Annotated in this window: 25 protein-coding genes; 17 read left to right on the forward strand and 8 right to left on the reverse strand. The window is 73.7% G+C overall.

The window, feature by feature from the left end; all coding sequences use genetic code 11:
* Nucleotides 1-214 precede the first annotated feature (214 nt).
* The 5 genes from pstS (AAEM63_RS02665) (at nt 215) to pstB (ending at nt 5,847) form a co-directional block, all read left to right on the forward strand.
* Nucleotides 215-1,339, forward strand: a complete 1,125-nt coding sequence (pstS, locus tag AAEM63_RS02665) for a phosphate ABC transporter substrate-binding protein PstS (RefSeq protein ID WP_341360159.1) — start codon at nt 215-217, stop codon at nt 1,337-1,339.
* Nucleotides 1,340-1,625: 286 nt separating this feature from the next.
* A complete protein-coding gene (pstS, locus tag AAEM63_RS02670; RefSeq protein ID WP_246006056.1) occupies nt 1,626-2,669 on the forward strand; it encodes a phosphate ABC transporter substrate-binding protein PstS in 1,044 nt (347 codons plus the stop codon).
* 317 nt (nt 2,670-2,986) lie between these two features.
* Nucleotides 2,987-3,946: a phosphate ABC transporter permease subunit PstC gene (pstC, locus tag AAEM63_RS02675; RefSeq protein WP_341360160.1), complete on the forward strand. Its 960-nt coding sequence runs from the start codon at nt 2,987-2,989 to the stop codon at nt 3,944-3,946.
* Complete coding sequence (pstA, locus tag AAEM63_RS02680) at nt 3,946-4,995, forward strand: phosphate ABC transporter permease PstA (RefSeq protein WP_341360161.1); 1,050 nt, start codon at nt 3,946-3,948, stop codon at nt 4,993-4,995. Before pstC ends, pstA begins: the two co-directional genes overlap by 1 nt.
* Before the next feature lie 72 nt (nt 4,996-5,067).
* On the forward strand, nt 5,068-5,847 hold the full coding sequence (gene pstB, locus AAEM63_RS02685) for a phosphate ABC transporter ATP-binding protein PstB (RefSeq protein ID WP_123916811.1): 780 nt from the start codon (nt 5,068-5,070) through the stop codon (nt 5,845-5,847).
* Between the two features lie 21 nt (nt 5,848-5,868).
* On the opposite strand, the gene AAEM63_RS02690 is transcribed toward pstB, so the two are convergent.
* The 4 genes from AAEM63_RS02690 to AAEM63_RS02705 all read right to left on the reverse strand — a co-directional run bounded on the left by AAEM63_RS02690 (nt 5,869) and on the right by AAEM63_RS02705 (nt 9,121).
* A complete protein-coding gene (locus AAEM63_RS02690) occupies nt 5,869-6,303 on the reverse strand; it encodes a septum formation family protein (RefSeq protein WP_123916813.1) in 435 nt (144 codons plus the stop codon).
* 95 nt (nt 6,304-6,398) lie between these two features.
* Nucleotides 6,399-7,394, reverse strand: coding sequence for an inorganic phosphate transporter (locus AAEM63_RS02695; RefSeq protein ID WP_341360162.1), 996 nt, complete (start codon nt 7,392-7,394; stop codon nt 6,399-6,401).
* A 2-nt stretch (nt 7,395-7,396) separates the two neighbouring features.
* Entirely contained in the window at nt 7,397-8,020 is a 624-nt protein-coding gene (locus tag AAEM63_RS02700) for a DUF47 family protein (protein ID WP_123916817.1), read from the reverse strand.
* Nucleotides 8,021-8,404: 384 nt separating this feature from the next.
* Nucleotides 8,405-9,121 carry a response regulator transcription factor gene (locus AAEM63_RS02705; protein WP_341360163.1) on the reverse strand — a complete coding sequence of 239 codons (717 nt, stop codon included), beginning with the start codon at nt 9,119-9,121 and terminating at the stop codon, nt 8,405-8,407.
* 153 nt (nt 9,122-9,274) lie between these two features.
* Here AAEM63_RS02705 and AAEM63_RS02710 point away from each other — a divergent pair, with 153 nt between their 5' ends.
* The 4 genes from AAEM63_RS02710 to AAEM63_RS02725 all read left to right on the forward strand — a co-directional run bounded on the left by AAEM63_RS02710 (nt 9,275) and on the right by AAEM63_RS02725 (nt 13,047).
* Nucleotides 9,275-10,000: a hypothetical protein gene (locus AAEM63_RS02710; RefSeq protein ID WP_341360164.1), complete on the forward strand. Its 726-nt coding sequence runs from the start codon at nt 9,275-9,277 to the stop codon at nt 9,998-10,000.
* Nucleotides 10,001-10,024: 24 nt separating this feature from the next.
* Nucleotides 10,025-10,618 carry an FABP family protein gene (locus AAEM63_RS02715; RefSeq protein WP_341360165.1) on the forward strand — a complete coding sequence of 198 codons (594 nt, stop codon included), beginning with the start codon at nt 10,025-10,027 and terminating at the stop codon, nt 10,616-10,618.
* Nucleotides 10,619-10,623: 5 nt separating this feature from the next.
* Nucleotides 10,624-11,763 carry a folate-binding protein gene (locus tag AAEM63_RS02720; protein ID WP_341360166.1) on the forward strand — a complete coding sequence of 380 codons (1,140 nt, stop codon included), beginning with the start codon at nt 10,624-10,626 and terminating at the stop codon, nt 11,761-11,763.
* A gap of 102 nt (nt 11,764-11,865) precedes the next feature.
* A complete protein-coding gene (locus AAEM63_RS02725; protein WP_341360167.1) occupies nt 11,866-13,047 on the forward strand; it encodes an FUSC family protein in 1,182 nt (393 codons plus the stop codon).
* Here the strand turns inward: AAEM63_RS02725 and AAEM63_RS02730 are convergent.
* On the reverse strand, nt 13,044-13,481 hold the full coding sequence (locus AAEM63_RS02730) for a Rieske (2Fe-2S) protein (protein ID WP_341360168.1): 438 nt from the start codon (nt 13,479-13,481) through the stop codon (nt 13,044-13,046). The genes AAEM63_RS02725 and AAEM63_RS02730 overlap by 4 nt on opposite strands.
* 33 nt (nt 13,482-13,514) lie before the next feature.
* Here AAEM63_RS02730 and AAEM63_RS02735 point away from each other — a divergent pair, with 33 nt between their 5' ends.
* The 4 genes from AAEM63_RS02735 to AAEM63_RS02750 all read left to right on the forward strand — a co-directional run bounded on the left by AAEM63_RS02735 (nt 13,515) and on the right by AAEM63_RS02750 (nt 17,630).
* Nucleotides 13,515-13,835: a DUF2516 family protein gene (locus AAEM63_RS02735; protein ID WP_341360169.1), complete on the forward strand. Its 321-nt coding sequence runs from the start codon at nt 13,515-13,517 to the stop codon at nt 13,833-13,835.
* Nucleotides 13,836-13,839: 4 nt separating this feature from the next.
* A complete protein-coding gene (gene dtd, locus AAEM63_RS02740) occupies nt 13,840-14,265 on the forward strand; it encodes a D-aminoacyl-tRNA deacylase (RefSeq protein WP_341360170.1) in 426 nt (141 codons plus the stop codon).
* Between the two features lie 48 nt (nt 14,266-14,313).
* Nucleotides 14,314-14,883: an O-acetyl-ADP-ribose deacetylase gene (locus AAEM63_RS02745; RefSeq protein WP_341360171.1), complete on the forward strand. Its 570-nt coding sequence runs from the start codon at nt 14,314-14,316 to the stop codon at nt 14,881-14,883.
* 170 nt (nt 14,884-15,053) lie between these two features.
* The gene (locus AAEM63_RS02750; RefSeq protein ID WP_341360172.1) at nt 15,054-17,630 is read left to right on the forward strand and encodes an ATP-dependent Clp protease ATP-binding subunit; all 2,577 of its coding nucleotides are present in this window, start codon (nt 15,054-15,056) and stop codon (nt 17,628-17,630) included.
* Nucleotides 17,631-17,762: 132 nt separating this feature from the next.
* On the opposite strand, the gene AAEM63_RS02755 is transcribed toward AAEM63_RS02750, so the two are convergent.
* The gene (locus tag AAEM63_RS02755) at nt 17,763-18,506 is read right to left on the reverse strand and encodes a glutamine amidotransferase (protein ID WP_341360173.1); all 744 of its coding nucleotides are present in this window, start codon (nt 18,504-18,506) and stop codon (nt 17,763-17,765) included.
* Between the two features lie 137 nt (nt 18,507-18,643).
* On the opposite strand from AAEM63_RS02755, the gene AAEM63_RS02760 reads away from it, so the two are divergent.
* On the forward strand, nt 18,644-18,814 hold the full coding sequence (locus AAEM63_RS02760) for a CsbD family protein (protein WP_123916857.1): 171 nt from the start codon (nt 18,644-18,646) through the stop codon (nt 18,812-18,814).
* A gap of 87 nt (nt 18,815-18,901) precedes the next feature.
* Here AAEM63_RS02760 and AAEM63_RS02765 read toward each other — a convergent pair whose 3' ends face one another.
* Together AAEM63_RS02765 and AAEM63_RS02770 are read right to left on the reverse strand one after the other, a co-directional pair.
* The gene (locus tag AAEM63_RS02765) at nt 18,902-21,256 is read right to left on the reverse strand and encodes a sodium-translocating pyrophosphatase (protein ID WP_341361288.1); all 2,355 of its coding nucleotides are present in this window, start codon (nt 21,254-21,256) and stop codon (nt 18,902-18,904) included.
* A 178-nt stretch (nt 21,257-21,434) separates the two neighbouring features.
* Nucleotides 21,435-22,505 (reverse strand): enoyl-CoA hydratase/isomerase family protein, encoded by a 1,071-nt coding sequence (locus AAEM63_RS02770; protein ID WP_341360174.1) that lies wholly within the window; start codon nt 22,503-22,505, stop codon nt 21,435-21,437.
* 170 nt (nt 22,506-22,675) lie between these two features.
* Here AAEM63_RS02770 and AAEM63_RS02775 point away from each other — a divergent pair, with 170 nt between their 5' ends.
* From AAEM63_RS02775 to prpB, 3 genes are read left to right on the forward strand one after another with little or no spacing between them, the layout of a single operon-like run.
* Nucleotides 22,676-23,353 carry a GntR family transcriptional regulator gene (locus tag AAEM63_RS02775; RefSeq protein ID WP_341360175.1) on the forward strand — a complete coding sequence of 226 codons (678 nt, stop codon included), beginning with the start codon at nt 22,676-22,678 and terminating at the stop codon, nt 23,351-23,353.
* The gene (locus tag AAEM63_RS02780; RefSeq protein ID WP_123916865.1) at nt 23,350-24,876 is read left to right on the forward strand and encodes an MmgE/PrpD family protein; all 1,527 of its coding nucleotides are present in this window, start codon (nt 23,350-23,352) and stop codon (nt 24,874-24,876) included. Before AAEM63_RS02775 ends, AAEM63_RS02780 begins: the two co-directional genes overlap by 4 nt.
* On the forward strand, nt 24,876-25,778 hold the full coding sequence (prpB, locus tag AAEM63_RS02785; RefSeq protein WP_341360176.1) for a methylisocitrate lyase: 903 nt from the start codon (nt 24,876-24,878) through the stop codon (nt 25,776-25,778). Before AAEM63_RS02780 ends, prpB begins: the two co-directional genes overlap by 1 nt.
* Nucleotides 25,779-25,780 lie beyond the last annotated feature (2 nt).

Consider the following 25,780-nt stretch of genomic DNA (forward strand, 5'->3'; position numbering starts at 1 on the left):
GACGGTCGAGTCGCTGCCGCCCACCGTGCGGGGGGCGTGACGCAGGGCAGCCCGAGGTGCCGGGCGGCCGTGTTGCTCAACTGTGACCTGATGTGCGCTCGCGTTCATCCCTCGTTCACCCCCTGCCCGCCGACGCGTCACCCCGCTCACCTAGCGTCGATCACGGCCGGCGGCACACAGGCTCCCGGCCCACACCGACTCATCAGGGGATGGAATGACCGTCAAGCTTGGAAACCGTCGCTTCGCGAGCCTCGCCGCGATCGGCGCCCTCTCCCTCGTGCTCACCGCCTGCGGTTCGGGCGAGGCGACCGAGGGCAGCGACGAGGGCGGCGCGGCCGCCGCTGGACTGTCGGGGGAGCTCCCCGGCGCCGGCGCCTCCTCCCAGGAGAACGCCATGAACGGGTGGCTCGCCGGGTTCACCGAGGCCAACCCCGACGTCAACGCCTCGTACGACCCCACGGGCTCGGGCACCGGGCGCGAGCAGTTCATCAACGGCGCGGTCCTCTTCGGTGGCACCGACTCCACCTTCGACGAGGAGGAGCTCGCGGCCGGGTCGGAGCGCTGCTTCGGCGGCGAGGTCGTCGAGCTGCCCCTGTACATCTCCCCGATCGCCGTCGCCTACAACCTGCCCGGTGTCGACACGGAGCACATCAACCTCGAGCCCGAGACCCTCGCGGCGATCTTCAACGGCGACATCACGAGCTGGGACGACCCGGCGATCGCCGCGACCAACGAGGGAGTCGAGCTCCCCGACCTGCCGATCGTGCCGGTCAACCGCTCGGACGACTCGGGCACCACCGAGAACTTCACCGAGTACCTCGCCGCCGCCGGCGGGGACGCCTGGCCGCACGAGGCCAGCGAGACGTGGCCGGTCACCGGCACGCAGTCCGGTGCCCAGACCGCCGGCGTGGTCTCCACCATCGAGGCCGCCGAGGGCACCATCGGCTACCTCGACGCCTCGCAGGTGACGGACGTCATGGGCACCGTCGCCGTCGGCGTCGGTGACGAGTTCGTGCCCTTCTCGCCCGAGGCAGCAGCCGCCGTGGTCGACGCCTCCCCGGCCGCCGAGGACGCCAGTGACCTCCGGCTGACCATCGACCTGGCACGGGACACCGAGGAGTCCGGCGCGTACCCGATCGTGCTCGTCTCCTACTCGATGGCGTGCTCCACCTACGACAGCGAGCAGGACGCGGAGAACGTCAAGGCGCTCCTGACCTACATCGCCAGCGAGGAGGGTCAGCAGCGCGCGGCCGACCCGAGCGTCGCGGGCTCGGCGCCGATCTCGGAGCAGCTGCGCGAGAGCGTCATGGCTGCGATCGAGCAGATCACGGTGGCATGATCCGACCCGATCCAGCCTGACCTGCCCTGACCGACCCGCCGGGCGGGGTCGCGCCCCGCAGGGGGACGACCCCGCCCGCGCCTGCCTGCAGCGGGCCGTCCCCACCGGCGGGTGGTCGGGTCCCGACCGGCGGGTGGCCGGGTCGCGACGGCGGGTGGCCGGGTCTCCGCCGTGCGATGGATCGCGCGCGGATGTCCCCCTAGAGTGAGCGCTGCTGTTTCCGGCAGACGTGAGGGGCGAGGACGTGCACGCAGGATCGCGCCGGGCCACCGGGGCTCTGGGAGTCGTGCTCCTCCTGACCGCCTGCGGCGGGGCGGAGGAGGGCGGGTCCGGTCTGTCCGGCCCGCTGCCGGGCGCAGGGGCGTCCTCGCAGGAGGTCGCCATGATCGGCTGGCTCGCGTGGATGAGCGAGAACCACCCCGACGTGCTCGTCTCCTACGACCCGGTCGGGTCCGGCAGCGGACGCGAGATGTTCATCAACGATGCGATCCAGTTCGCCGGGTCCGACGCCGCGATGGAGGCCGACGAGCTCGACGCAGCGAGCGAGCGGTGCCTCGGCGGTGAGGTCATCGAGCTTCCCCTGTACATCTCCCCGATCGCCGTCACCTACAACCTCCCGGACCTCGACGTCGAGCACCTCAACCTCTCGCCGGAGACGCTGGGCCGGATCTTCGACGGCGACATCAGCACCTGGGACGACCCGGCGATCGCGGAGACCAACCCCGGTGTCGACCTGCCGGACACCGCCGTGGTGCCGGTCAACCGCTCGGACGACTCGGGGACGACGGAGAACTTCACCGAGTACCTCGCCGAGGCCGCCGGCGACGCCTGGCCGCACGAGGCGAGCGAGACCTGGCCGATCTCGGGCTCCCAGTCCGGCACCGGGACCTCCGGCGTCATCACGACCGTCCAGGCGGCCGAGGGCACGATCGGGTACGTCGACGCCGCCCAGGTCACCGAGGACCTCGGTACCGTCGCCGTCCAGGTCGGCGACGAGTTCGTGCCCTTCTCGCCCGAGGCGGCCGCCGCGGTCGTGGACGTCTCGCCCCCGGGGGACGGGGCGAGCGACCTGCGTCTGACCATCGACCTCGCGCGCGACACGGAGGAGTCGGGGGCCTACCCGATCGTGCTCGTCTCCTACACGATCGTGTGCTCGAGGTACGCGGAGGAGCGGGACGTCGAGAACGTCAAGGCGCTCCTGACCTACATCGCCAGCGAGGAGGGCCAGGAACGCGCCGGGGACCCGAGCGTGGCCGGCTCCGCGCCGATCTCCGACCAGCTGCGCGAGCGGGTCATGGCGGCGATCGACCAGATCACGGTCGCACCCTGACCGTCCTACCGCACCCGACCACGGACCGGCCGGACGGTCGGACCGTCGTCGGTGTCGACCCGGGACCCTGCTGCCGTAGTCTCCCAACGGGCCACGCCGGGGACACCGGTACGAGGATCCGGCGGCTCGTGGAGGGGAGGGGCTGTGAGGGACGGAACAGGCCGCGTTCACCGTCCGTTCACCGTGCACCCGCCGTCCGGACACCCGGGGTACCTAGGCTTGTGGTCGCCGTGTGCTGGCGAGTCCGTGCGCCCGCCGGTGGTCCTCCGACCGCTGCGTCGGGCCCTACCTACACCGGAGGAACAGTGGCCGCTGCCATGACCCCCACACCCGTGCGACCCTCACGGCTGAGCAGCGCCCCCGGCCGCGTCGGGAACAAGGTCTTCGCCGGCGTCAGCACCGGCTCGGGCCTGGTCATCCTCGTCATCCTCGCGGCGGTCGCCGGGTTCCTCCTCGTGAGGTCCTGGCCGGCCATCACCGCCGCGCAGGCCGACTACGACGCCATCGGCTTCATGCGGGGGGAGAGCCTCGCGAGCTACATCGCCCCGCTGATCTTCGGCACGCTGCTCTCGTCCGTCATCGCGCTGCTGTTCGCCGTGCCGCTGAGCATCGCGATCGGTCTGTTCATCTCGCACTACGCGCCGCGACGGATGGCGCAGGGGCTCGGCTACCTCGTCGACCTCCTCGCCGCGATCCCCTCGGTGGTCTACGGCATGTGGGGCATGACCTGGCTCGTGCCCCAGCTCAACCCGCTCTTCGCGTGGACCGGCTCGGCGCTCGGCTTCATCCCCCTCTTCCAGGGCTTCCAGGCCCCGGCGAAGAACATCATGTCCGCCGGGATCGTCCTCGCGGTGATGATCCTGCCCATCATCACGGCGACGATCCGGGAGGTCTTCCTGCAGACTCCTCGGCTGCACGAGGAGGCCTCCCTCGCCCTCGGGGCGACCCGGTGGGAGATGATCCGTCAGGCGGTCTTCCCGTTCGGCCGCTCCGGGATGATCAGCGCGTCCATGCTCGGGCTCGGTCGCGCGCTCGGCGAGACGATGGCCGTGCTGATGATTCTCTCGCCCGGCTTCCTCATCAACTTCTACCTCCTCCAGCCCGGCCAGCACCAGACGATCGCGGCCAACATCGCCAACCAGTTCCCGGAGGCCTCCGGGCTCGGGGCCGACGTCCTCATCGCGACCGGCCTCGCCCTGTTCGCGATCACCTTCGCGGTGAACCTCCTCGCCCGATGGGTCATCGCCCGCCGCGCCGAGTTCTCGGGAGCCAACTGATGCCCACCACCACCTCCTCGATCGTGCGCAAGCAGGGCGCCCTCCCGGCGTGGACGCCGTGGGCCGTGCTGGCCGGTTCGCTCGCGCTGGCTCTCCTCCTCTTCGCCGTCGTGTCCTCACCCACCCTCGCGCCGGTCGTCCTCGTGGGCGGGATCGTCTTCCTCGTGGCGAACTGGGCGGTCTCCCGCGCCGTCGAGGGTGAGCGGGTGGCGAAGGACCGGCTGGCCACCTCGCTGGTGACAGCGGCCTTCGTCATCGCGATGATCCCGCTGGTCTCGCTCGTGTGGATCGTGCTCAGCAAGGGCCTGACCCTGTTCAGCTGGGACTTCCTCACGACCGACATGACCGGCATCTTCGGCGACATGACCGAGGGCGGTGCCCTCCACGCCATCATCGGGACGCTGTGGGTGACCGGCATCGCGTCGCTCATCTCGATCCCGCTGGGGATCTTCACGGCGATCTACCTCGTCGAGTACGGCCGCGGCCGCCTGGCCCGCGCCATCACCGTCCTCGTCGACGTCATGACGGGCATCCCGTCGATCGTCGCCGGCCTCTTCGCCTTCGCCCTGTTCACGATCGTCGTCGGCCCGCAGTACCGCTCGGCGTTCATGGGTGCCGTCTCGCTCGCCGTGCTCATGACCCCGGTGGTGGTCCGCTCGGTCGAGGAGATGCTGCGGCTCGTGCCGAACGAGCTGCGCGAGGCCTCGTACGCGCTCGGCGTGCCCAAGTGGCTGACCATCGTCAAGGTCGTGCTCCGTACCGCCGTCGCCGGCATCACCACCGGCGTGATGATCGCCATCGCCCGGGTGATCGGCGAGACGGCCCCCCTGCTCATGACGGTCGGCATCGTGGCGACGATCAACAACGACCCGCTCGAGGGCCGCATCGCCACCCTGCCGGTCTTCGCCTACCGCCAGTACGCCCAGGGCGGCGTGGGGGCTGACCGCGCCTGGGCGGCGGCCCTGACCCTCGTGGCGATCGTCATGCTCCTCAACCTCGTGGCCCGCCTGGTGAGCCGGTACTTCTCACCCCGAGGGCTCGCCCGATGACACCCGTCGTGACCACCACGTCTCGAGCCGGACAGCCGGCCGCCCGCTCTGCCAGCTCCGGAAGGACCGCCCATGTCTAAGCGAATCGACGTCAAGGACCTCAACGTCTACTACGGGGACTTCCTCGCGGTCGAAGGCGTGACCATGACCATCGAGCCCCGCTCGATCACCGCCCTCATCGGACCGTCCGGCTGCGGGAAGTCGACGTTCCTGCGCACCCTCAACCGCATGCACGAGGTCATCCCGGGCGCGCGCGTGGAGGGCGAGGCGATCATGGACGGGCAGAACCTCTACGCCGACGACGTCGACCCGGTGCAGGTCCGGCGCCAGGTGGGCATGGTCTTCCAGCGCCCGAACCCGTTCCCCACGATGTCGATCGCGGAGAACGTGCTCGCCGGTGTACGGCTGAACAACCGCCGCATCAAGAAGTCCGAGGCCGAGGATCTCGTCGAGGACTCGCTGCGCGGCGCGAACCTCTGGAACGAGGTCAAGGACCGGCTCGCCCGGCCGGGCTCGTCGCTCTCCGGCGGCCAGCAGCAGCGCCTGTGCATCGCCCGGGCGATCGCCGTTCGCCCGGAGGTCCTGCTCATGGACGAGCCCGCGTCGGCGCTCGACCCGATCTCCACCCTCGCCATCGAGGACCTCATGGCGGAGCTGAAGGACGACTACACGATCGTCATCGTCACCCACAACATGCAGCAGGCGGCGCGGGTGTCGGACAAGACCGGCTTCTTCAACATCGCCGGCACCGGCAAGCCCGGCCACCTCATCGAGTACGACGCCACGGACAAGATGTTCTCCTCGCCCACCATGAAGGAGACCGAGGACTACATCTCGGGCCGCTTCGGGTGATGCCCGTCCGGGCGGCGGCCCTCAGCGCGCGGCACCCTCGAGGGACTCGCTGACGCTCTCCTCGAGCAGGAGCACGCACAGCGACTCGCGGTCCCCGGCACGCTCCCACCCGTCCTCGGTGGGGCTGAGCACCGAGAAGGACAGCTCGGACTCGGCGTACGGGACGCCGACGAAGCCTTCGAACTCGGCGGTGCACCGCTCCTCGGCCTCGACCCGGAGCTCCTCCGCCCCGGGGAAGTCGCCCTCGTGCGTGATCGCCGCGAACACCTCGGCGTCGTGCGGCTCCGAGCACTCCAGGGGCGTCACGGTGGTGACCTCGGGGCCGGCGAGCTCGGCCCGGTCCAGGCAGTCACCGACCTCCAGCGCGAGGACGCCGTCGTCGGTGCAGGCGGCCAGGGAGCCCAGGAGGGCCAGGCCCGCCGCCGTCGCGGCGACGCGATGGGCGGTGGCAGCCATGGGCACTCCTTCGGGACGTGCGGCCAGGCTAGCGCCGCCCCGGCGCCGCAGCACGGCGACGGCGCCCGGGCCGTGCCGGCACCGGTCGTGGGCGCTCAGGGTGTGAGCGCCGCCCCGAGCAGGTAGAACACCGCCGCGAAGAGGGCCGCGCCGGGCAGGGTGAGGACCCACGCCAGGAGGATGCGCGCCACGACGCTCCACCGGATCGCGGCGAGCCCGCGGGTCGCCCCGGCGCCGACGATGGCCGCGGTGATCGCGTGCGTCGTGGAGATCGGCGCCCGGAGGAGGACGGCGGTGGCGTAGGAGATGCCCGCCGCGACCGACTCGGCCACGAAGCCGCGGGGCGGGTCGAGGTCGATGACGCGCCGGCCCAGGGTGCGCACGATCCGCCACCCGCCGAAGGAGGTCCCGGCGGCGATCGCGACCGCCGAGGCGACCTTGACCCACACCGGGACCGCGGTGCCGTCCGCCAGCCCGCCGGCGACGAGCGCCAGGACGATGACGCCCATCGTCTTCTGCGCGTCCTGGAGGCCGTGGGCCAGGGCCATCGCCGACGCCGAGACGGTCTGTGCGGCGCGGAAGCCTCGGCTGGTCGAGCGGTACGGCCGGTCCCGGAAGACTGCGACCGTGAGCGCCATGAGGAGGTAGGCGAGGACGAAGCCCACGAGCGGGACGAGGAGCATCGGCAGCAGGACGGCGCCGACGACGACGTCACGGTGGACCTCGGTGGCCGAGGCCAGCCCGGCGCCGAGGAGCCCGCCGATGAGGGCGTGCGAGGAGGAGGACGGCAGGCCGAGCCACCAGGTGCTGAGGTTGAGGGCGATCGCCCCGGCGAGGGCGGCGAGCACGACCGTCAGTCCCGCCACGCCGGGCGGCGGGGTGACGATGCCCGAGCCGATCGTCAGGGCGACGCCGGTGCTGAGCAGCGCCCCGACGAGGTTCATGAACGCCGCCATCGACACGGCGAGGCGAGGCGTGAGCGCACGTGTCGTCACCGAGGTGGCGATCGCGTTCGCGGCGTCGTGGAAGCCGTTCGTGAACGCGAAGACCAGGGCGACCGCCACCACGACCCCGACGAGCAGCGGCTCCACCGCTAGGACTCCTTGAGCGTGAGCAGGGCGACCGCGCGGGCGAGCCGCTCGAAGGCGTCGGCCGCCGCCTCGAGGGCACCCGCGACCGCGGTGACCCGCTGCGCCCGCAGCGCGTCGCCGCCGTCGTCGCCGAGGACCTCGCGGAGGATGTCGTGGTAGACGTGCTGCGCCTGGTTCTCCAGGCGGTTGACCTCCACGCAGTACTCCTCCAGGCCGTCGCGCGAGCGCAGGTGCGGCACGGCGGCGGCGGTGAGCTCGGCGCAGCGCTGCAGCACCGCGACCTGCTGGCTCACGCCGTGGGGCAGCTCGCCCACCCGGGTGGCGACGACGACCCGGGCGGCCTCGTCCATGGCGTCGAGGCAGTCGTCCAGCGCCTCGACCAGACGGTGGACGTCCTCGCGCTCGTAGGGGGTGATGAAGACCCCGCCGAGGTGCGCCAGGACGGCGTGCGTCGCCTCGTCACCGGCGTGCTCGACGTCGTGGAGTCGCGCCGCGAGCTCGACCCGGCGCACCCGGTCCGATCCGAGGAGACGTGCGAGCAGCCCCGCCCCGGTGACGAGGTGCGCGGCGGAGGCGGTGAGCAGGGTGAAGAGCTCCGCGTCGCGAGGGAACGGCCTGAAGCGCAACTGATGTCTCCCCACGGGGCGTGTCCGGCAGTGTCTGCAGACAGGCTAGATGAGATCCGCGGGCGCACCGTTCCGCGTGCGACAGGCCACACCGAGGGCGGCGGCCGGGGGAGTGTGTGTGACGCCGGGCCGGAGAGCGCCAGTCGGCGCGAAGGCCGCTCTTGGCGGCTTTAGTTGGAGCCCGGGGCTTTCGCGACCCGGCGTCGCGACCACTGTACGACACCTCGTCCGCACGTGCCCAGGGAGCCGGGTCCCCGCTGGTCGGGCGGCGTGGCGGCGCTGCTCGGACGGTGTGGGGGCGTGGGGCGGACGGCGTGGGGCGGACGGTGTGGCGGCGGCGGCCACGAGCGTGACTGGCGACCCGGGTCCGGCGCGCGTGAGCGCTCAGGCGGTCGCGGGTGACGTCACCGGTGCGTCGGTGGCGTCGAGGCCGCGCGGGTCGAACCGGTAGCCGACGTTGCGGACCGTGCCGATCATCTGGTCGTGCTCGGAGCCGAGCTTCGCGCGCAGGCGCCGGATGTGCACGTCCACCGTGCGGGTGCCGCCGTAGTAGTCGTAGCCCCACACCTCCTGGAGGAGCTGGGCGCGGGTGAGCACCCGGCCCGGGTGCTGCACGAGGTGCTTGAGGAGCTCGAACTCCTTGTACGTCAGGTCCAGCGTCCGGCCGCGCACCCGGGCGGTGTAGGCGGAGGCGTCGATGACGAGCTCGCCGGCCTCGAGCTGCTCGGGCGCGACCTCGGCGGCCTCGTCCTTCGTGCGCTCGGCGACCATCCGCAGCCGGGCCTCGACCTCGGCCGGCCCCGCGGTCTCCAGGACGACGTCGGCGGCCCCCCACGTCGTCGACACGGCGGTGAAGCCGCCCTCGGCGAGGACGAGGATGACCGGCGGGGCCTCCATCGGCCCGGCGAGGAGGCGGCACAGGGTGCGGGCGGCCACGAGGTCGCGCCGGGCGTCCAGCAGCACCGCCGCGACCCCGAGGTTGTCCACCACGGACGACGGCGACGGCGGCGCGACGAGCACCTGGTGCCCCAGCAGGGTCAGGGCCGGCAGCGCGCGCGCCGCCCCTCCCGGCTCCGGGGTCAGCAACAGCAGCTGCGCCACAGGACTCCCCCTTCTGTACGAGGGGTCACTGTAGTGCCCGGCCGGGACGCCCCTCCGAGGGCGTGCAGCAGGCGGACACGGCAGGGTCTGCGACAATCGCCGGGTGCCCGCCTCATCGCCGACCCGTGCCGCCCAGCCGGGGTGGCGGCCGTGATGGGCGCATCGACCAGGGCGGCCGTCACCTCGGTGGGGGCCGCCGCGGTCGCGCTCGCCGGCTTCGCCGCCGACGGGTTGCTCGCCGGGGTCGTGCTGGCGCTGTCCATGGTCTTCGCCGCCGGGTGGTCGCGGCTGGTCGACCTCCCCACGCACCTGGGCGCCGTCGTCGTCGTCGCCGGGGTGTCCGTGGCGGCCCTCGCCGTGACCCTGACGAGCACGGTGGCGGTGCTCGGGATCGTCATGGGCCTGGCAGTCGTCGCCGCCTTCGTCCACCAGATGCTGCGCCGCGACGGCCGCCCCCGCCTCACCGAGTCGGTCTCGGGGGTCGTCAGCGGCGCCGTCGTCGTCGTCTCCGCGGCCGGCTGGGTCGCCGTCGGGACCTCGGGGTCCTCCCCGGCGCTCGTGGTCACCGGCGCGGCCACCATCGCCGCCGCCGCCGCGGTGACGACCGTCCCGGTCACCGCCCGCACGGTCGTCCTGCTCGCCCCGGCCGCCGGCGGGCTCGCCGGGCTGCTGGCGGGCGTCCTCCTGCTCGACGACGTCGGACCCGTGCCCGGGCTGCTCGTCGGCCTGGCGGCGGGCGTCCTCACCTCCGCCCTGCACGTCCTCTTCGGCCGGTTCCCCGCCTCGCGGCGGCTGCGCCCGGCCCTGGCGGCGGCCCTCCTCCCGGTCCTCGTCGTCGGTGTGCCGGTCTACCTCGTCAGCCGGCTCCTCGCCGCCTGAGGTACGCGGGTTAGCCTTGGGAGCATGGCCTTCACCATCCCCGACGACCTCGCCCCCGAGTGCCTCCCGCTCGCCTGGCTGCTGGGCAGCTGGCGCGGCTTCGGCATGCTCGGCTACCCCGGCGTGCCCGAGCAGGCCTTCGTCCAGGAGGTCCGGTTCGACCACGACGGCGGTCCGTACCTGCGCTCGCGCAGCACGATCTGGCTCGCCGACCGGTCCCGCTCGGGGGAGATCGCCCAGGAGATGACCGGGTCCGAGGGGGCGAGCGCCCTCGTGCCCGGCCAGCAGTGGTCCACCGAGACGTCGTACTGGCGACCGGTCCCCACCGCGGCGGGCGACGACGGTCCCGACGGCCAGGCCCGGGGCGCCACCGAGCTCGAGGTGCTCGTGGCCGACCCGGCCGGGCAGCTCAGCGTCTACCTCGGCGCCGTGCGCGGTGCCCGGGTGGACCTCGCCACGGACGCGGTGGTGCGCACCGCCACCGCGGCGGAGGTGGCCGGCGCCCGGCGCACCTACGGCCTGGTCCAGCACGACCTCATGTGGGCGATGGACCTGGCGGCCTTCGGCAACGAGCTGCAGTCCTACGCCTCCGGGCGCCTCTCCCGGCAGGACGGCTGAGGGCCGTGGACACCACCGATGCACCGGCCTACCGCAGCCCGCTGCTGTCGCGGCCGGGCGCCGTGGCGGCGTCGGGCCCGGACGCCGGCGTGGCACTCCACCACGGCGACCCCGTGCACGAGCAGCGTGCCCTCGCGCGCGGCCGGGGCGTGGTGGACCTGTCCCACCTCGGCGTCGTCACCGTCTCCGGCCCGGACCGCATCACCTGGCTCAACACCCTCAGCTCCCAGCTGCTGCTCGGCCTCGAGGCCGGGGCCGCGACGGAGATGCTGCTGCTGGACGTCCACGGGCACGTCGAGCACGCCCCGGCGGTCCAGGACGACGGCGAGCGGACCTGGCTCGTCACCGAGGCGGCCGACGCGCAGGCGCTAGCCGCGTTCCTGGACTCGATGCGATTCATGCTCCGGGTCGAGGTGGAGGTGCGCACCGACGTCGCCGTCCTCGGCACCGCCGCCGGCGGCTGGGCTCGACTGACCCCGCAGATCCTCACGTGGCGCGACCCGTGGCCGCGCACCGCACCGGGCTCGACGCACTACGGCCCGCCCGACGCCGAGCACCCCGGCACCGAGATCCACCGCGGCCTGACCCTCGTGCCGCGGGCGGACCTCGCCACCGTCGTCGACGCCTTCTGCGCGCCCCCGGCGGACGGTGGCCCCGCCGGCCGGCCCGCCGGCACCTGGGCGTGGGAGGCGCTGCGCGTCGAGGCGTGGCGACCGCGCCTGGCCACGGAGGTCGACGAGCGGACCATCCCGCACGAGCTCGACTGGCTGCGCACCGGCGTGCACCTGAGCAAGGGCTGCTACCGCGGCCAGGAGACCGTGGCCCGGGTGGTGAACCTCGGCCGGCCGCCGCGCCGCCTGGTGATGCTCCACCTCGACGGCTCCGACCACCTCCTGCCCGACCCGGGCGCGGACGTGAGACTGGGGGAGCGCAGCGTCGGCCGGCTCACCACGGTGGTGCGTCACGAGGAGCTCGGCCCGGTGGCCCTCGCGGTGGTGAAGCGCTCGGTCCCGGCTGACGCCGTGCTCGACGCCGGCGGGGTGGCCGCCGCGCAGGAGATCGTCGTCGACCCCGCGGGGACGACCGACGTGCGCCCGGCCGAGCGCCCCGGCGCCGGCCTGCTCCGCCGCGACCTGCGGCCGTGAGCCGGGGCCGGCGACCGTGAGCGGCGGCCGGGAGGCACGCCGCGCCACCGTGAGCGGCGGCCGGGAGGCACGCCGCGCCACCGTGAGCGGCGGCCCGCGGCGGTGAGCCGGCCCGAGGGCTCTGACGGCCCGGGCCGGCCGGGTGGGCCGGCGCAGGCGGCCCGGCTCGTCGCCGCGGGCCTCGGGCAGTCGATGGACCTGCGCCGGTGGAAGGTCTTCCTCGGGGTGCGCTCGCGCTTGGGCACCCGGCGGGTGCGAGAGGGGTTCGTGCCCGTCCTCACCGCGGCCCTCACCGCCGGCGTGGCCTACTTCGTCTCGCACGAGCTCCTCGGGCACGAGCTGCCGATGTTCGCCCCCATCGCGGCGTGGATCGTGCTGGGCCACAGCCAGGACCGGCAGGTGCGCCGCACCGCCGAGCTGGGGGCCGGGGTGACCATCGGCGTGTGGCTGGGGGAGGTCTTCGTCCAGGTCTTCGGCACCGGGGCGGTCCAGATCGCCGTCGTCCTGCTCCTCGCCGCCCTCGCGGCGCGGTTCATCGACCGCGGCCCCCTGCTCACCACGCAGGCGGGCGTCCAGAGCGTCGTCATCGTCGCCATGCCGACGACGATGGTCACCGACGGTGCCCTGGGCCGCTGGTCCGACGCGCTCGTCGGCGCCGCGCTCGGGCTGCTCGTCACCGCGCTGGTGCCCGCCGACGTCGTCGGCCGCTCACGGGCCCTGGCCCGTACCGCGCTGGACCAGCTCGCCACGATGCTCGCCACCCTCGCCCGGGGCCTGCGCGCCGGCGACCCGCAGGTCGCCGCGGACGCCCTCACCATGGGCCGGGCGTCGCAGCCGAGCCTGGACGCCTGGTCCTCGGCGATGCGCAGCGCCCGTGAGATGGTCCGGGTCAACCCGGTCGTGCGGGGCGAGCGGACGACCGTCGCGGAGCTCAGCCGGGCGGCCGTCCTGGCCGACCGCGCCATGCGCAACGCCCGGGTGGTGGCCCGGCGCGCCGTCGTCGCCGTCCAGGAGGAGGGGCCCGCGCCCGACGTCGCCGGGCACGTGGAGACCCTCGCCGTCGCCATGGGCTCCCTCGCGGCGGCGGTGGGCCGCGGTGACCCGCCCGACCACGCCCGGGCGCTGCTTCAGGAGGTCGCCGCGGCGCTGGCGCCCGAGGCCTACGCCGAGGGCTGGCGCCGCCAGACCCTCGTCTCCCTGCTGAGGTCCCTGGCCGTGGACGCGCTGGAGATCACCGGCATGTCGCACGGCGAGGCGACCGGTGAGCTCGCCGAGGACTCCTAGCCCAGGAGCACGTCCTCGCCCTCGACGCGCAGCTCCACCGGCGGCAGCGGCTGGGTGGCCGGTCCGGCGTGCACCGCGCCGTCGGCGGTGGAGAACGTCGAGCCGTGGCACGGGCACACCAGCTCGGTGCCCCGGGCGGCGACGAGGCAGGCCCGGTGGGTGCACACCGCCGAGAGGCCGTGGACGTCGCCGGCCTCGTCGCGCACGATGGCCACGCCCTCGCCGGGGCTGGGCTCCACGACGACGGCGGTGCCCGGGGCGAGGTCGGCCAGGGAGGCCAGCGGCGCGGGCCCGGCGGCGGTGCCGGTGGCAGGCCCGGCGCTGGGCGGCGCAGCCGGCTCGGCGGCGCCGCACGCGGCGAGCACCGGGACGGCCAGCGCGCCGGCGCCGGCGACGAGGAACGTGCGGCGGGTGGGGGCGTCTGCGGCGGTCATGAGGACATCGTGCCGCGCCGCTAGGCTCTGTGGGTGCTCGGAAACGTCCAGCTCCTCATCTTCCTGCTGCTCGCGGTGATCATGTTCGCCCTCGAGGTGTGGGCGCTCGTCGACGCCGCGACCCGGCCCGCGCCCGCGTTCCTCGCCGCGGACAAGCGCACCAAGAACTTCTGGCTGGCCCTGACGGGGGTCGCCGCCGCCATCGGCTTCATCGCCATCCCGCCCCCGCTGGGGCTCGGCCTCATGGGCGGCTTCCTGCAGTTCGTGGCCGTCGTGCCCGCCGCGGTCTACCTCGCCGACGTGCGGCCCGCCGTGCGCGGCTACCGGCCGCCCCGGCAGGGCCGGGGCTGGTAGCCCGGTGCGGGCCGTCCTCCAGCGGGTGACCCGCGCGGCGGTGCGGGTCGACGGCGAGGTGGTCGGGGAGGTCACCCGGCCGGGGCTGGTCGCGCTCGTCGGCGTCACCCACGACGATGGCGCCGAGCAGGTGGAGCGGCTGGCCCGCAAGATCGCCGAGCTGCGGATCCTGCGCGGGGAGACCTCCGTGGCCGACGCGGCCGCCCCGGTGCTCGTCGTCTCCCAGTTCACCCTGTACGCCGACGTCCGCAAGGGCCGCCGGCCCACCTGGAACGCTGCCGCCCCCGGGCCGGTGGCCGAGCCCCTCGTCGACGCGGTCGTCTCGGCGCTGCGGGAGCGGGGCGTCGAGGTCGCGACCGGCCGGTTCGGCGCGGACATGGCCCTCGAGCTCGTGGGCGACGGGCCGGTCACCGTCCTCGTCGACGTCTGAGTCCACAGCCGTTCGCACCGGACCGGCCGGTCACGGCAGGATCGGGGCATGAGGATCGAGGCCGTGCTCGGCGACATCACCCGTCAGGACGTCGACGCCGTCGTCAACGCCGCGAACTCCTCGCTCATGGGCGGCGGCGGGGTCGACGGCGCGATCCACCGGGCGGCCGGTCCCGGGCTGCTCGAGGAGTGCATGGAGCTGCGCCGCACCGAGCTGCCGGACGGTCTGCCCGTGGGCAGCGCCGTGCCGACGGCCGGCCACCGCCTCCCGGCGCGCTGGGTCATCCACACCGTCGGGCCCAACCGGCACCGCGGGCAGGACGACCCCGCCCTGCTCGCCTCGTGCTTCACCTCCTCGCTCGTCGTTGCAGCCGAGGTCGGCGCCCGCGAGGTCGCGGTCCCGGCCGTGGGAGCAGGGGCGTACGGCTGGGACCCCGCCGAGGTGGCCCGGGTCGCGGTGGGCGCCGTGCGGTCCTTCGCCGCCGCGCAGGACAACCGGGACGGCGCCGAGGTGTGCGGCCTTGAGCAGCGCGCCGTCGGCCTCACGCCCGTGGAGCTGGTCCGGTTCGTCCTGCACGACGAGGAGGTCCTGCGGGTCTTCAGCCGCGAGCTGGGCTGAGGCGCGGACCCGCCGTCCACCCCTCGCACCGCCCGCGACCGGGGCGGGGTCGTCACGCCGGTGGCGAACACGGGCAGTTGTGCGGGCCCCTCGCCGTTAGCCTTGACGAACGCTGCCCAGACCGGTCGCTGCCGGGCCCCGGCCGAGGTAGCCGCCCGTGAGGAGTGCACATGTTTGAGAGATTCACCGACCGTGCCCGTCGGGTGGTCGTCCTCGCCCAGGAAGAGGCGCGGATGCTCAACCACAACTACATCGGCACCGAGCACATCCTCCTCGGCCTCATCCACGAGGGTGAGGGCGTCGCCGCGAAGGCGCTCGAGGCCCTGGACATCTCGCTCGAGGCCGTGCGTGCGCAGGTCACCGAGATCATCGGCGAGGGCCAGCAGTCCCCGTCGGGTCACATCCCGTTCACCCCGCGCGCCAAGAAGGTCCTCGAGCTCTCCCTGCGCGAGGCGCTCCAGCTGGGCCACAACTACATCGGGACCGAGCACATCCTGCTCGGCCTCATCCGCGAGGGGGAGGGTGTCGCCGCCCAGGTCCTCACCAAGCTCGGTGCGGACCTCAACCGGGTGCGCCAGCAGGTCATCCAGCTGCTCTCCGGCTACCAGGGCAAGGAGCCCGTCGCCGCCGGGGGACCCACCGAGGGTCAGCCGGCCGGCTCGGCCGTGCTCGACCAGTTCGGCCGCAACCTCACCCAGGCCGCCCGCGAGGGCAAGCTCGACCCGGTGATCGGCCGCATCCTGGAGATCGAGCGGGTCATGCAGGTGCTCTCGCGCCGCACGAAGAACAACCCCGTCCTCATCGGCGAGCCCGGCGTCGGCAAGACCGCCGTCGTCGAGGGCCTGGCCCAGGACATCGTGCGCGGCGACGTGCCCGAGACCCTCAAGGACAAGCAGCTCTACACCCTCGACCTCGGCTCCCTCGTGGCCGGCTCCCGCTACCGCGGCGACTTCGAGGAGCGGCTGAAGAAGGTCCTCAAGGAGATCCGCACCCGCGGCGACATCATCCTGTTCATCGACGAGATCCACACCCTCGTCGGGGCCGGGGCCGCCGAGGGCGCCATCGACGCCGCCTCGATCCTCAAGCCGATGCTCGCCCGCGGCGAGCTGCAGACCATCGGGGCGACCACGCTCGAGGAGTACCGCAAGCACATCGAGAAGGACGCCGCGCTCGAGCGGCGCTTCCAGCCGATCCAGGTGGCCGAGCCGACCCTCGCGCACACCATCGAGATCCTCAAGGGCCTGCGCGACCGCTACGAGGCGCACCACCGCGTCTCCATCACCGACGAGGCGCTCGTGGCGGCCGCCACGCTGGCCGACCGCTACGTCTCGGACCGGTTCCTCCCGGACAAGGCCATCGACCTCATCGACGAGGCGGGCGCGCGCCTGCGCATCCGCCGCATGACGGCGCCGCCGGAGCTGCGCGAGCTCGACGAGCAGATCTCCGAGGTCCGCCGCGAGAAGGAGTCCGCCATCGACGACCAGGACTTCGAGCGCGCCGCGCGTCTGCGCGACGACGAGAAGCGCCTGGGCGAGCGGCGGCTCGAGCGGGAGAAGGCCTGGAAGAACGGCGACCTCGACGCCGTCGCGGAGGTGGACGAGGACCTGATCGCCGAGGTGCTGGCGATGTCCACGGGCATCCCGGTGTTCAAGCTCACCGAGGCCGAGTCCTCCAAGCTCCTCCACATGGAGGACGAGCTCCACAAGCGCATCGTCGGCCAGGACACCGCCATCAAGGCGCTGTCCCAGGCGATCCGGCGCACCCGCGCGGGCCTGAAGGACCCCAAGCGCCCCGGCGGGTCGTTCATCTTCGCCGGCCCCACGGGCGTGGGCAAGACCGAGCTGGCCAAGGCGCTCGCCGAGTTCCTCTTCGGGGACGAGGACGCCCTCATCCAGCTCGACATGTCCGAGTTCTCCGAGAAGCACACCGTCTCGCGGCTGTTCGGCTCGCCCCCCGGCTACGTCGGCTACGAGGAGGGTGGCCAGCTCACGGAGAAGGTGCGCCGCCGTCCGTTCTCGGTGGTCCTGTTCGACGAGGTGGAGAAGGCGCACGCCGACATCTTCAACTCGCTCCTGCAGATCCTCGAGGACGGCCGCCTCACCGACTCCCAGGGCCGGGTCGTGGACTTCAAGAACACGGTCATCATCATGACCACGAACCTCGGGACCCGGGACATCGCCAAGGGCCTGCTCACCGGCTTCCAGGCCGGCGGGGAGCTGTCCAACAGCTACGAGCGGATGAAGACGAAGGTCAACGAGGAGCTCAAGCAGCACTTCCGGCCCGAGTTCCTCAACCGCGTGGACGACGTCATCGTCTTCCCGCAGCTCTCCGAGGCCGAGATCATCCAGATCGTCGACCTCATGATCGCCCGCCTCGACGGCCGTCTGCGCGACCAGGACATGACCATCGAGCTGACCTCGGCGGCGAAGGAGCTGCTCGCCGAGCGCGGCTACGACCCGGTCCTCGGCGCCCGGCCGCTGCGGCGCGCGATCCAGCGCGAGATCGAGGACGTCCTGTCCGAGAAGATCCTGTTCGGCGAGATCAAGGCCGGGCAGAAGATCATCGTCGACGCCGAGGGGGAGGGCCTGCTGGGCCAGTTCACCTTCGAGGGCGTCAAGGTGGGCGAGATCCGCAAGCCCGAGCCCGTCGCGGTCGGTCACGGTTCGACGATCGAGCAGCGCGACATGCCGACGGCGCCCGACGGCGGCGGCGCCGGCGGGGGCGGGCAGCTCCAGCCCGAGCACTGAGCACGATCCGGGAGGGCCCGGCGGCCACGGCCGCCGGGCCCTTCGGCGTCGTCGGCCGTCGCGGCGTTGTCGGCCCTCGCGACGCTGCCGTCTTTCGCGGTTGCGGCTCCCCGGCGGACCCGGGACCGCCCGTCAGGCGGGCCGGGCGTAGCGCCGGACGAAGGCGCGCACGACCTCGTGGGAGTCGGTGACGTCGACGCCGCTGACGCGCACGACCACCGACTCGAACTCCTCCGCGGGGAAGTACCCGGCGTGGCGGTAGACGCTCATGCGGGTGATGACGGCGTCGCGGTCGGTCTCCGGGTGGAACTGGGTGACGTACTGGTTGCGGCCCAGGCGGTACATCTGCACCGGGCAGGCCTCGGACCGGGCCAGGAGCACCGCCCCCGGCGGCAGGACCGTGCAGGCCTCCTTGTGGCCGACGTAGGCGGCGAACGTCGGCGGCATCCCGGCGAGCAGGGGGTCGCCACGGCCCTCGTCGGTGAGGCTGATCTCGACGGCGGCGGTGCTCTCGGCGTACGTGCCGTCCACGACGCCGCCGGCGACCCGGCCCAACGCCCCGATGCCGAAGCACGTGCCGAGAAAGGGCAGGTCCCGCTCGTGGATCTCGCCCAGGACGACGTCGAGCTCGGCCTCGATCCGCAGCTGGTCGTCGCTCTTGTGCTCCGCCGGCACCGATGTCGTGAAGGGGCTGCCGCCGAGGAAGGTCCCCGCGAACCGGTCGAGGTCGAGCGGCGTGAACCGCCCCGACTCCATCCGGATCCGGACGAGCTCGTCGGCGCGCAGGCCGGTGAGCCGGAGGAACGAGGCGTACTCGCCGTCGGCGGCGGCGTCCTCGCTCCGCGAGGCGAGCAGCGCGAAGGGCTTGGTGGGCACGGGGAGAGTGAACACCACCGAGCCGGGCGTGTGCCTCCGTGTCCCGGGAACGGGTGTCCTCCGGATGCGGGGTCACCGGGGCGGACGTAGCGTGACGAGCATCCCCCCAGGGGGCCGACCGAGGACAGGAGCACGAGATGGGCTTGGACGACAAGATCCGCAACGCTGCCGAGGAGACGGGCGGCAAGGTCAAGGAGGGCGCCGGGAAGGCGACCGACAACGAGCGGCTCGAGGCCGAGGGCAAGGGCGACCAGGCCAGCGCGAACATCAAGCAGGCCGGCGAGAACGTCAAGGACGCCTTCAAGTAGCGAGAACGCTCGACGCGCCACCGCCCCGCGCAAGGGTGGCGAGGCCCCGCGGGAGACATCCCGTGGGGCCGTCCGCGTCCGGGGCCGCTACCGGTGCCGGGCGCTCTCGCCCAGCTCGTCCGCCGCGGTGGGCCTGGCCGCGGCTGCCTCGGTCACCGGGGCGGCCGCGGTCACCGCCGCCGCCGGGTCGTCGGCGCCCGCCCCGGCCGCCGTCGGCGTGCCCGGGGCGCCCGACGGGGAGCCCGGGACGACCGGGCGCCGCCCGGGACCGGCCGGGCGCAGGAGGTCCACCGACGGCTGCCGGGTGGACCGGCTGATGGCCGCCCCGAGAGCGAGGAGGACCGCGACGGTGACCACGGCCCGGACGACGCCGTCGCCCTGGACCGAGACGATGAGCGGCGCCAGGAGGACGGCGACGAGGTTCATCACCTTGATGAGCGGGTTGAGGGACGGGCCGGCGGTGTCCTTGAAGGGGTCGCCGACGGTGTCGCCGATGACGGCGGCCACGTGCTGGGGGGAGCCCTTGCCGCCGAGGTGGCCGTCCTCGATGTACTTCTTGGAGTTGTCCCAGGCGCCGCCGGCGTTGGACAGCATGACGGCGAGCAGCTGGCCGGTGAGGATCGAGCCGGCCAGGAACGCCCCGAGCGCCTCGGCGCCGAGTGCGAACCCGACCGCCACCGGTGTGAGCACGGCCAGCAGGCCCGGTGTGAGCAGCTCGTGCAGCGACCGCTTCGTGCACAGGTCCACCACGCGGGCGTAGTCGGGACGGACCTCGTAGGTCATGATCCCCGGCTCGTCGTGGAACTGCCGGCGCACCTCGACGACGACCTCGCCGGCCGCCCGGGAGACCGCGCGGATGAGCAGCGAGGAGAAGAGGAAGCCGACCGCACCGCCGATGAGCAGGCCGACCAGCACGTCGGGCTGGTCGACCCGGATGCCCTCGAACTGCATCCCCGCCGCGCGGAGCGCCTCCTCGAACGAGCCGAACAGGGAGGTGGCGGCGATGACAGCGGTGGCGATGGCGATGCCCTTGGTGATCGCCTTGGTCGAGTTCCCGGTGGCGTCGAGCCGGCCGAGGGACCGGGCGGCCTCGCCCTCGAACTCCCCGGACATCTCGGCGATGCCCTGGGCGTTGTCGGCCACGGGGCCGAAGGTGTCCATCGAGACGATGACACCGACGGTGGTGAGCATGCCCATGCCGGTGAGGGAGATGAAGTACAGGGCTTCGGCGGCGCCGTCGCCCATCGCGAACGCGGAGAGGATCACCAGCGCGATGGTGAGGATGGCCCAGACGGTCGACTCCAGCCCGAGGGAGAAGCCGGACAGGATCGTCGTCGCGGGCCCGGTGCGCGTGGACTCGGCGACCTCCTTGACCGGGCGGTACCGGGCGTCGGTGAAGTACTGGGTGAGGACCTGGATGACGCTGGCCAGGACGAGGCCGAGGATCACGGCGACGGCAGGTCGCAGGTCCTGCATGTACCAGCCGGACAGGGCCAGCACCGCGGCGGCCGAGAGGCCGGCGGAGAGGAAGAAGCCGCGGTTGATGGCCCGCATGCCGTGCTCGTCGTCGCCGCGCGGGTTCACCGCGACGATGCCCACCATCGAGGTGAGGACGCCGACCGCGCGCACGAGCAGCGGGAACATCACCCCGGCGATGGCGCCGGCCGCGGAGCCGGACCACGCGGCCGCGCCGAGGATGAGGGCCGCGACGAGCGTGACCTCGTAGGACTCGAAGAGGTCGGCGGCCATGCCGGCGCAGTCGCCGACGTTGTCGCCGACGTTGTCGGCGATGGTGGCGGCGTTGCGGGGGTCGTCCTCGGGGATGCCCTGCTCGACCTTGCCGACGAGGTCGGCGCCGACGTCGGCGGCCTTGGTGAAGATGCCGCCGCCGACGCGCATGAACATCGCCAGCAGCGCGCCGCCGAAGCCGAAGCCCACGAGGACGGCGGTGGCGTCCTGCTGGTAGATGAGGAGGATGACGGTGGCGCCGAGCAGACCCAGGCCCACGGTGAACATCCCGGCCACACCGCCGGCGCGGAAGGCCACGCGCATGGCCCGCCGCGCGCCGCTCTCGCGGGCCGCGGCGGCGGTGCGCACGTTCGCGCGCACGGCCAGCCACATCCCGGCGTAGCCGGTCAGCGCGGAGAACGCCGCCCCGAGGACGAACGCCAGGGACCGGCCCGCGCGCAGGACCAGCTCGGAGTGCGCGGCGTCGGCGGCGACGGGCAGGGCGAAGAACAGCACCACGCCCAGGACGAGGATGAACCACGACACCGTGCGCATCTGGCGGGCCATGTAGGCGCGGGCGCCCTCCTGGATGGCGCCGGCGATCTCGATCATCTTGACCGTGCCCTGCGGCGCCCCGAGCACCTCGCGCACGAGCTTGTACGCGAAGGCCAGTGCCAGCAGGGAGATGGCGAGGATGACCCAGAGGGCCGTCATCTCGAACGGTCCGAACACGGCCTGGAGCGGTGCGCCCTCGGCCGCCCGGAGGTCTGCGTACATGGCAACCCCGTCGTCGACAGTGGTGGCGGGCGGCTGCCCGTCTCGACCACCTCCACCGTAGGGCGGCGGCCGCGCCCCGCCGGAGGACCTTCGACCCCGCCGGGCCGGGGTCGGGTCAGGCCGTCCGGGGCGGCTCCGGCGCCGGGAACAGCGGCGGCACGTCGGTGTCGAGCACGGCCGCCACGACCGCCGGGTCGACCTTCTCCAGGGTGGGCGGGTCCCACCGCGGGCGCCGGTCCTTGTCGACCAGCTGGGCGCGGATGCCCTCGGTGAAGTCCGCGCGCGCCGCGAGACCGGCCCCCGAGCGGAGCTCCTGCTGCAGCGCCTCGCGCAGGGTCCCGCCCCGGGCGCGGGTGAGCGTCGCCAGGGCCACCTCGACGGCGGTGGGGGAGAGGGACCTGATGACCTCGGCGGTCCCACGCGCGGCGGGGTGGGGGTGGGCCGCCAGGCGCCGGACGACCGCCAGCGCCGTCGGGGCGTCGTAGCACTCGTCGATCCAGGCGCGGTGGCCGACCAGCTCGCCGGCGGGGGGCGCGACGGCGAGGGCACGGACCGCACCGGCGGGATCGCCGTCCTCCAGGACCGCGGCCGTCAGGGCCGGCAGGGACTCGGCGGGGACGAAGTGGTCGGCCAGCCCGGTGTAGATCGCGTCCCCCGGTCCCGCCACGGCGGCCGTGACGCCGAGGTGGACCCCGGTCAGGCCCGGTGCGCGGGCGAGGAGGTGGCTGCCGCCGACGTCGGGGACGAAGCCGATGCGCGTCTCGGGCATCGCGACGCGCGACCGCTCGGTCACCACCCGCAGCGAGGCGTGGGCGCTCAGGCCCACCCCGCCGCCCATGGTGATCCCGTCCATGACCGCGAGCACCGGCTTGGGGTACTCCGCGATCCGGGCGTTCAGCCGGTACTCCTGGCGGAGGAAGTCCAGGGCGCGGGCGGCCTCGCCGTCGAGCACGGCGCTGCGCAGCGCCCGCACGTCGGCGCCGGCGCACAGTCCCCGGTCGCCGGCGCCGTCGAGCAGCACGGCGGCGACGGCGGGGTCGTGCTCCCAGCCGGCGAGCGCGGCACCGACGGCGGTGAGCATGGGAGCGTCGAGCGCGTTGATCGCGCTCGGCCGGTTGAGGGTGAGGTGGCCGACCCGGCCCTCCACCCGGGCCAGCACCGACGTGCCCATCTGCGCCGCCGTCATCGCCGACCTCCCCATCGCTCCGGAAGGCCCACCGTACCGGTGGGACCGCGCGGCGCACGAGCGCTCGCGCAACCACCTCCTGTATGCAGACGCGCACTTCCGGCGTCGGAACCCGGCCGTGCGAGCCGTGTTTGTATACAAACCGCGCGTCGACGGGTACCGTCGGACCCGTGCGCGCCAGCGAACGGGTCTACGCCTCCCTCCGGGAGGAGATCGTCACCGGGCGCCTCGCCCCGGGGACGGTCCTGGGGGAGGTGGAGCAGTCCGCGCGCCTGGGGGTCTCGCGGACACCCCTGCGCGAGGCGCTCGGGCGGCTCGCCGCCGAGGGGCTGGCCGTGACCGGTCGGGGCCGCACCCTCGTCGTCTCCAGCCTGTCGGCGGTGGACGTGACCCACCTGTTCGAGCTGCGCGAGGCCCTGGAGACCCAGGCGGCCAGGCTCGCGGCGCGTCGCGGGGACCGCGCCGTCTTCACCGCGCTGCGCGAGAAGCTCTCCGCGCAGGTGGCGGACCGCCCGGACGGCGACGCCTACTTCGCGCTGGTCGCCGAGCTCGACGCCGCCCTCGACGAGGCCATGGGCAGCCCGTACCTGCGCCGGTCGCTCGTCGGTCTGCGCAGCCACGTCGCCCGGGCCCGCCGGCTCTCGCAGGACAACCCCGGCCGGCTCGCCCGCGCCGCCGAGGAGCACGCCCTCATCGCCGGTGCCGTCGCCGAGGGCAACGAGACCCTCGCGGCCCAGGCCACGGCGGTGCACCTGCGCTCGAGCCTGGAGACCATCCTGGCCGCGCTCGACCGGGCCGCCCCCAGCCCTTCCGCCCCGCCCGCACCCGCCCCAGGAGGCAGCCAGTGATCACCCACCACGTCCGTGTCCACCCCTCGAGCGCGAACCTGCCCCGCACCGACCAGCTCGCGTGGAAGATCGCCGAGGTCGCCGCCGACCCCGTGGCGGTGGCCCCGGAGGTGACCGAGATGGTGGTCAACCGGGTCATCGACAACGCCGCCGTGGCCACCGCGTCCCTCCTGCGCGCGCCCGTCGTGGCGGCGCGCGCGCAGGCGACGGCCCACCCCCGCACGCCCGGCGCGACCGTCGTCGGACTGCCCACGGCCGAGCGGGTGAGCCCGGAGTGGGCCGCGTGGGCCAACGGCGTCGCGGTGCGCGAGCTGGACTACCACGACACCTTCCTCGCGGCGGAGTACTCCCACCCCGGCGACAACATCCCCCCGATCCTCGCAGTCGCCCAGCACCTGGCGGCGCGGCGCGACCTCGGGGGAGCCGAGCTCGTGCGCGCCCTCGCCACCGGGTACGAGATCCAGGTCGACCTCGTCCGCTCGATCAGCCTCCACGCCCACAAGATCGACCACGTCGCCCACCTGGGCCCCTCCGCGGCCGCGGGCATCGGCACCCTGCTCGGGCTCGCCCCCGAGGTGATCTTCCAGGCGGTGGGCCAGGCCCTGCACACGACCACCGCCACCCGCCAGTCCCGCAAGGGCGAGATCTCCACCTGGAAGGCCTACGCCCCGGCCTTCGCCGGCAAGGTCGCGGTCGAGGCGGTCGACCGCGCCATGCGCGGCCAGACCTCCCCCACCCCGATCTACGAGGGGGAGGACGGCGTCATCGCCTGGATGCTCGACGGTCCGGGCGCCCACTACGAGGTCCCGCTGCCCGGCCCGGGCGAGGAGAAGCGGGCGATCCTGGACACGTACACCAAGGAGCACTCCGCGGAGTACCAGTCCCAGGCGCTCATCGACCTCGCCCGCCGGCTCCACCGCGAGCGTCCGGAGCTGACGGACCCCGCGAACGTGGCGTCGGTCGTCATCCACACGAGCCACCACACCCACCACGTCATCGGCTCCGGGGCCAACGACCCCCAGAAGTACGACCCCGCCGCGTCCCGCGAGACCCTCGACCACTCGATCCCGTACATCTTCACCGTCGCGCTGCAGGACGGGCGGTGGCACCACGTGGACTCCTACGCCCCCGAGCGGGCCGCCCGCCCCGACACCGTCGCGCTGTGGCGCACGGTCACCACCGCCGAGGACCCCGGCTGGACCCGGCGCTACCACTCGGCCGACCCGGCCGAGAAGGCCTTCGGCGGCCGGGTCGAGATCACCCTCACCGACGGCACGCAGGTGGTGGAGGAGATCGCCGTCGCCGACGCCCACCCCCTCGGCGCCCGGCCCTTCGCCCGCGAGCAGTACGTGGAGAAGTTCCGCACGCTCGCCGACGGCGTCCTCGAGCCCGCCGAGATCCGGCGGTTCCTCGACGTCGCCCAGCGCCTGCCCGAGCTGCGGCCCGACGAGCTCGGCGGGCTCACCGTCGTCGCCCCGGCCGCCCTCATGTCCTCCGTCACCGCACCCGAGGGGATCTTCTGATGCTCTACGCCCCCACCACCGCGGCCGCGAAGCGTGCCGCCCTGCGCGCGGCCCTGGCCGGGCCCGGCCTCCTGCGCTTCCCCGGTGCCTTCAACCCCCTCTCGGCCAGGCTCATCCAGGACAAGGGCTTCGAGGGCGTCTACATCTCCGGGGCGGTCCTGTCCGCCGACCTCGGCCTGCCCGACATCGGTCTGACGACGGCGACCGAGGTCGCCGGCCGCAGCCACCAGATCGCCCGGATGACCGACCTGCCGGCCCTCGTCGACGCCGACACCGGGTTCGGCGAGCCGATGAACGTCGCCCGCACCGTCCAGGAGCTCGAGGACGCCGGGGTGGCGGGCCTGCACATCGAGGACCAGGTCAACCCCAAGCGCTGCGGGCACCTCGACGGCAAGCAGGTGGTCGGGACGGACACCGCCGTCAAGCGCATCCGCGCCGCGGCCGACGGCCGCCGGGACCCCAACCTCCTCATCATGGCCAGGACGGACATCCGCGCGGTCGAGGGTCTCGACGCCACGCTGGAGCGGGCGCGCGCGCTCGTCGACGCCGGGGCCGACGCCATCTTCCCCGAGGCGATGACGGGCCTGGCCGAGCTCGAGGCGGTCGCCACGGCGGTCGACGTCCCGGTGCTGGCGAACATGACCGAGTTCGGCAAGTCCGAGCTCTTCACCGAGGACCAGCTCGCCTCCGCGGGGGCGCGGATCGTCATCTACCCCGTCTCCCTCCTTCGCGTCGCCATGGGCGCCGCCGAGCGGGCGCTGGACACCCTCGTGGCCGAGGGCTCGCTGCGCTCGGAGGTCGCGGGCATGCAGCACCGCGCGCGGCTCTACGAGCTCCTCGACTACCCGGCCTACAACACCTTCGACGCCGGCGTCTTCACCTTCACGGTCCCCGGCCGCTGATC

The sequence above is a fragment of the Georgenia sp. M64 genome, from assembly GCF_038049925.1.
Taxonomy (GTDB): domain Bacteria; phylum Actinomycetota; class Actinomycetes; order Actinomycetales; family Actinomycetaceae; genus Georgenia.

What these genes read in the sequence shown, in the direction of transcription:
- AAEM63_RS02715 (WP_341360165.1), top strand. Translation starts at nt 10,025, where the DNA reads ATGGCCTTCACCATCCCCGACGACCTCGCCCCCGAGTGCCTCCCGCTC.
- pstB (WP_123916811.1), top strand. Translation starts at nt 5,068, where the DNA reads ATGTCTAAGCGAATCGACGTCAAGGACCTCAACGTCTACTACGGGGAC.
- AAEM63_RS02770 (WP_341360174.1), bottom strand. Translation starts at nt 22,505, where the DNA reads ATGACGGCGGCGCAGATGGGCACGTCGGTGCTGGCCCGGGTGGAGGGC.
- pstC (WP_341360160.1), top strand. Translation starts at nt 2,987, where the DNA reads ATGACCCCCACACCCGTGCGACCCTCACGGCTGAGCAGCGCCCCCGGC.
- prpB (WP_341360176.1), top strand. Translation starts at nt 24,876, where the DNA reads ATGCTCTACGCCCCCACCACCGCGGCCGCGAAGCGTGCCGCCCTGCGC.
- pstS (WP_341360159.1), top strand. Translation starts at nt 215, where the DNA reads ATGACCGTCAAGCTTGGAAACCGTCGCTTCGCGAGCCTCGCCGCGATC.
- AAEM63_RS02710 (WP_341360164.1), top strand. Translation starts at nt 9,275, where the DNA reads ATGGGCGCATCGACCAGGGCGGCCGTCACCTCGGTGGGGGCCGCCGCG.
- AAEM63_RS02750 (WP_341360172.1), top strand. Translation starts at nt 15,054, where the DNA reads ATGTTTGAGAGATTCACCGACCGTGCCCGTCGGGTGGTCGTCCTCGCC.
- pstA (WP_341360161.1), top strand. Translation starts at nt 3,946, where the DNA reads ATGCCCACCACCACCTCCTCGATCGTGCGCAAGCAGGGCGCCCTCCCG.
- AAEM63_RS02730 (WP_341360168.1), bottom strand. Translation starts at nt 13,481, where the DNA reads ATGACCGCCGCAGACGCCCCCACCCGCCGCACGTTCCTCGTCGCCGGC.
- AAEM63_RS02745 (WP_341360171.1), top strand. Translation starts at nt 14,314, where the DNA reads ATGAGGATCGAGGCCGTGCTCGGCGACATCACCCGTCAGGACGTCGAC.
- AAEM63_RS02690 (WP_123916813.1), bottom strand. Translation starts at nt 6,303, where the DNA reads ATGGCTGCCACCGCCCATCGCGTCGCCGCGACGGCGGCGGGCCTGGCC.
- AAEM63_RS02760 (WP_123916857.1), top strand. Translation starts at nt 18,644, where the DNA reads ATGGGCTTGGACGACAAGATCCGCAACGCTGCCGAGGAGACGGGCGGC.
- AAEM63_RS02765 (WP_341361288.1), bottom strand. Translation starts at nt 21,256, where the DNA reads ATGACGGCCCTCTGGGTCATCCTCGCCATCTCCCTGCTGGCACTGGCC.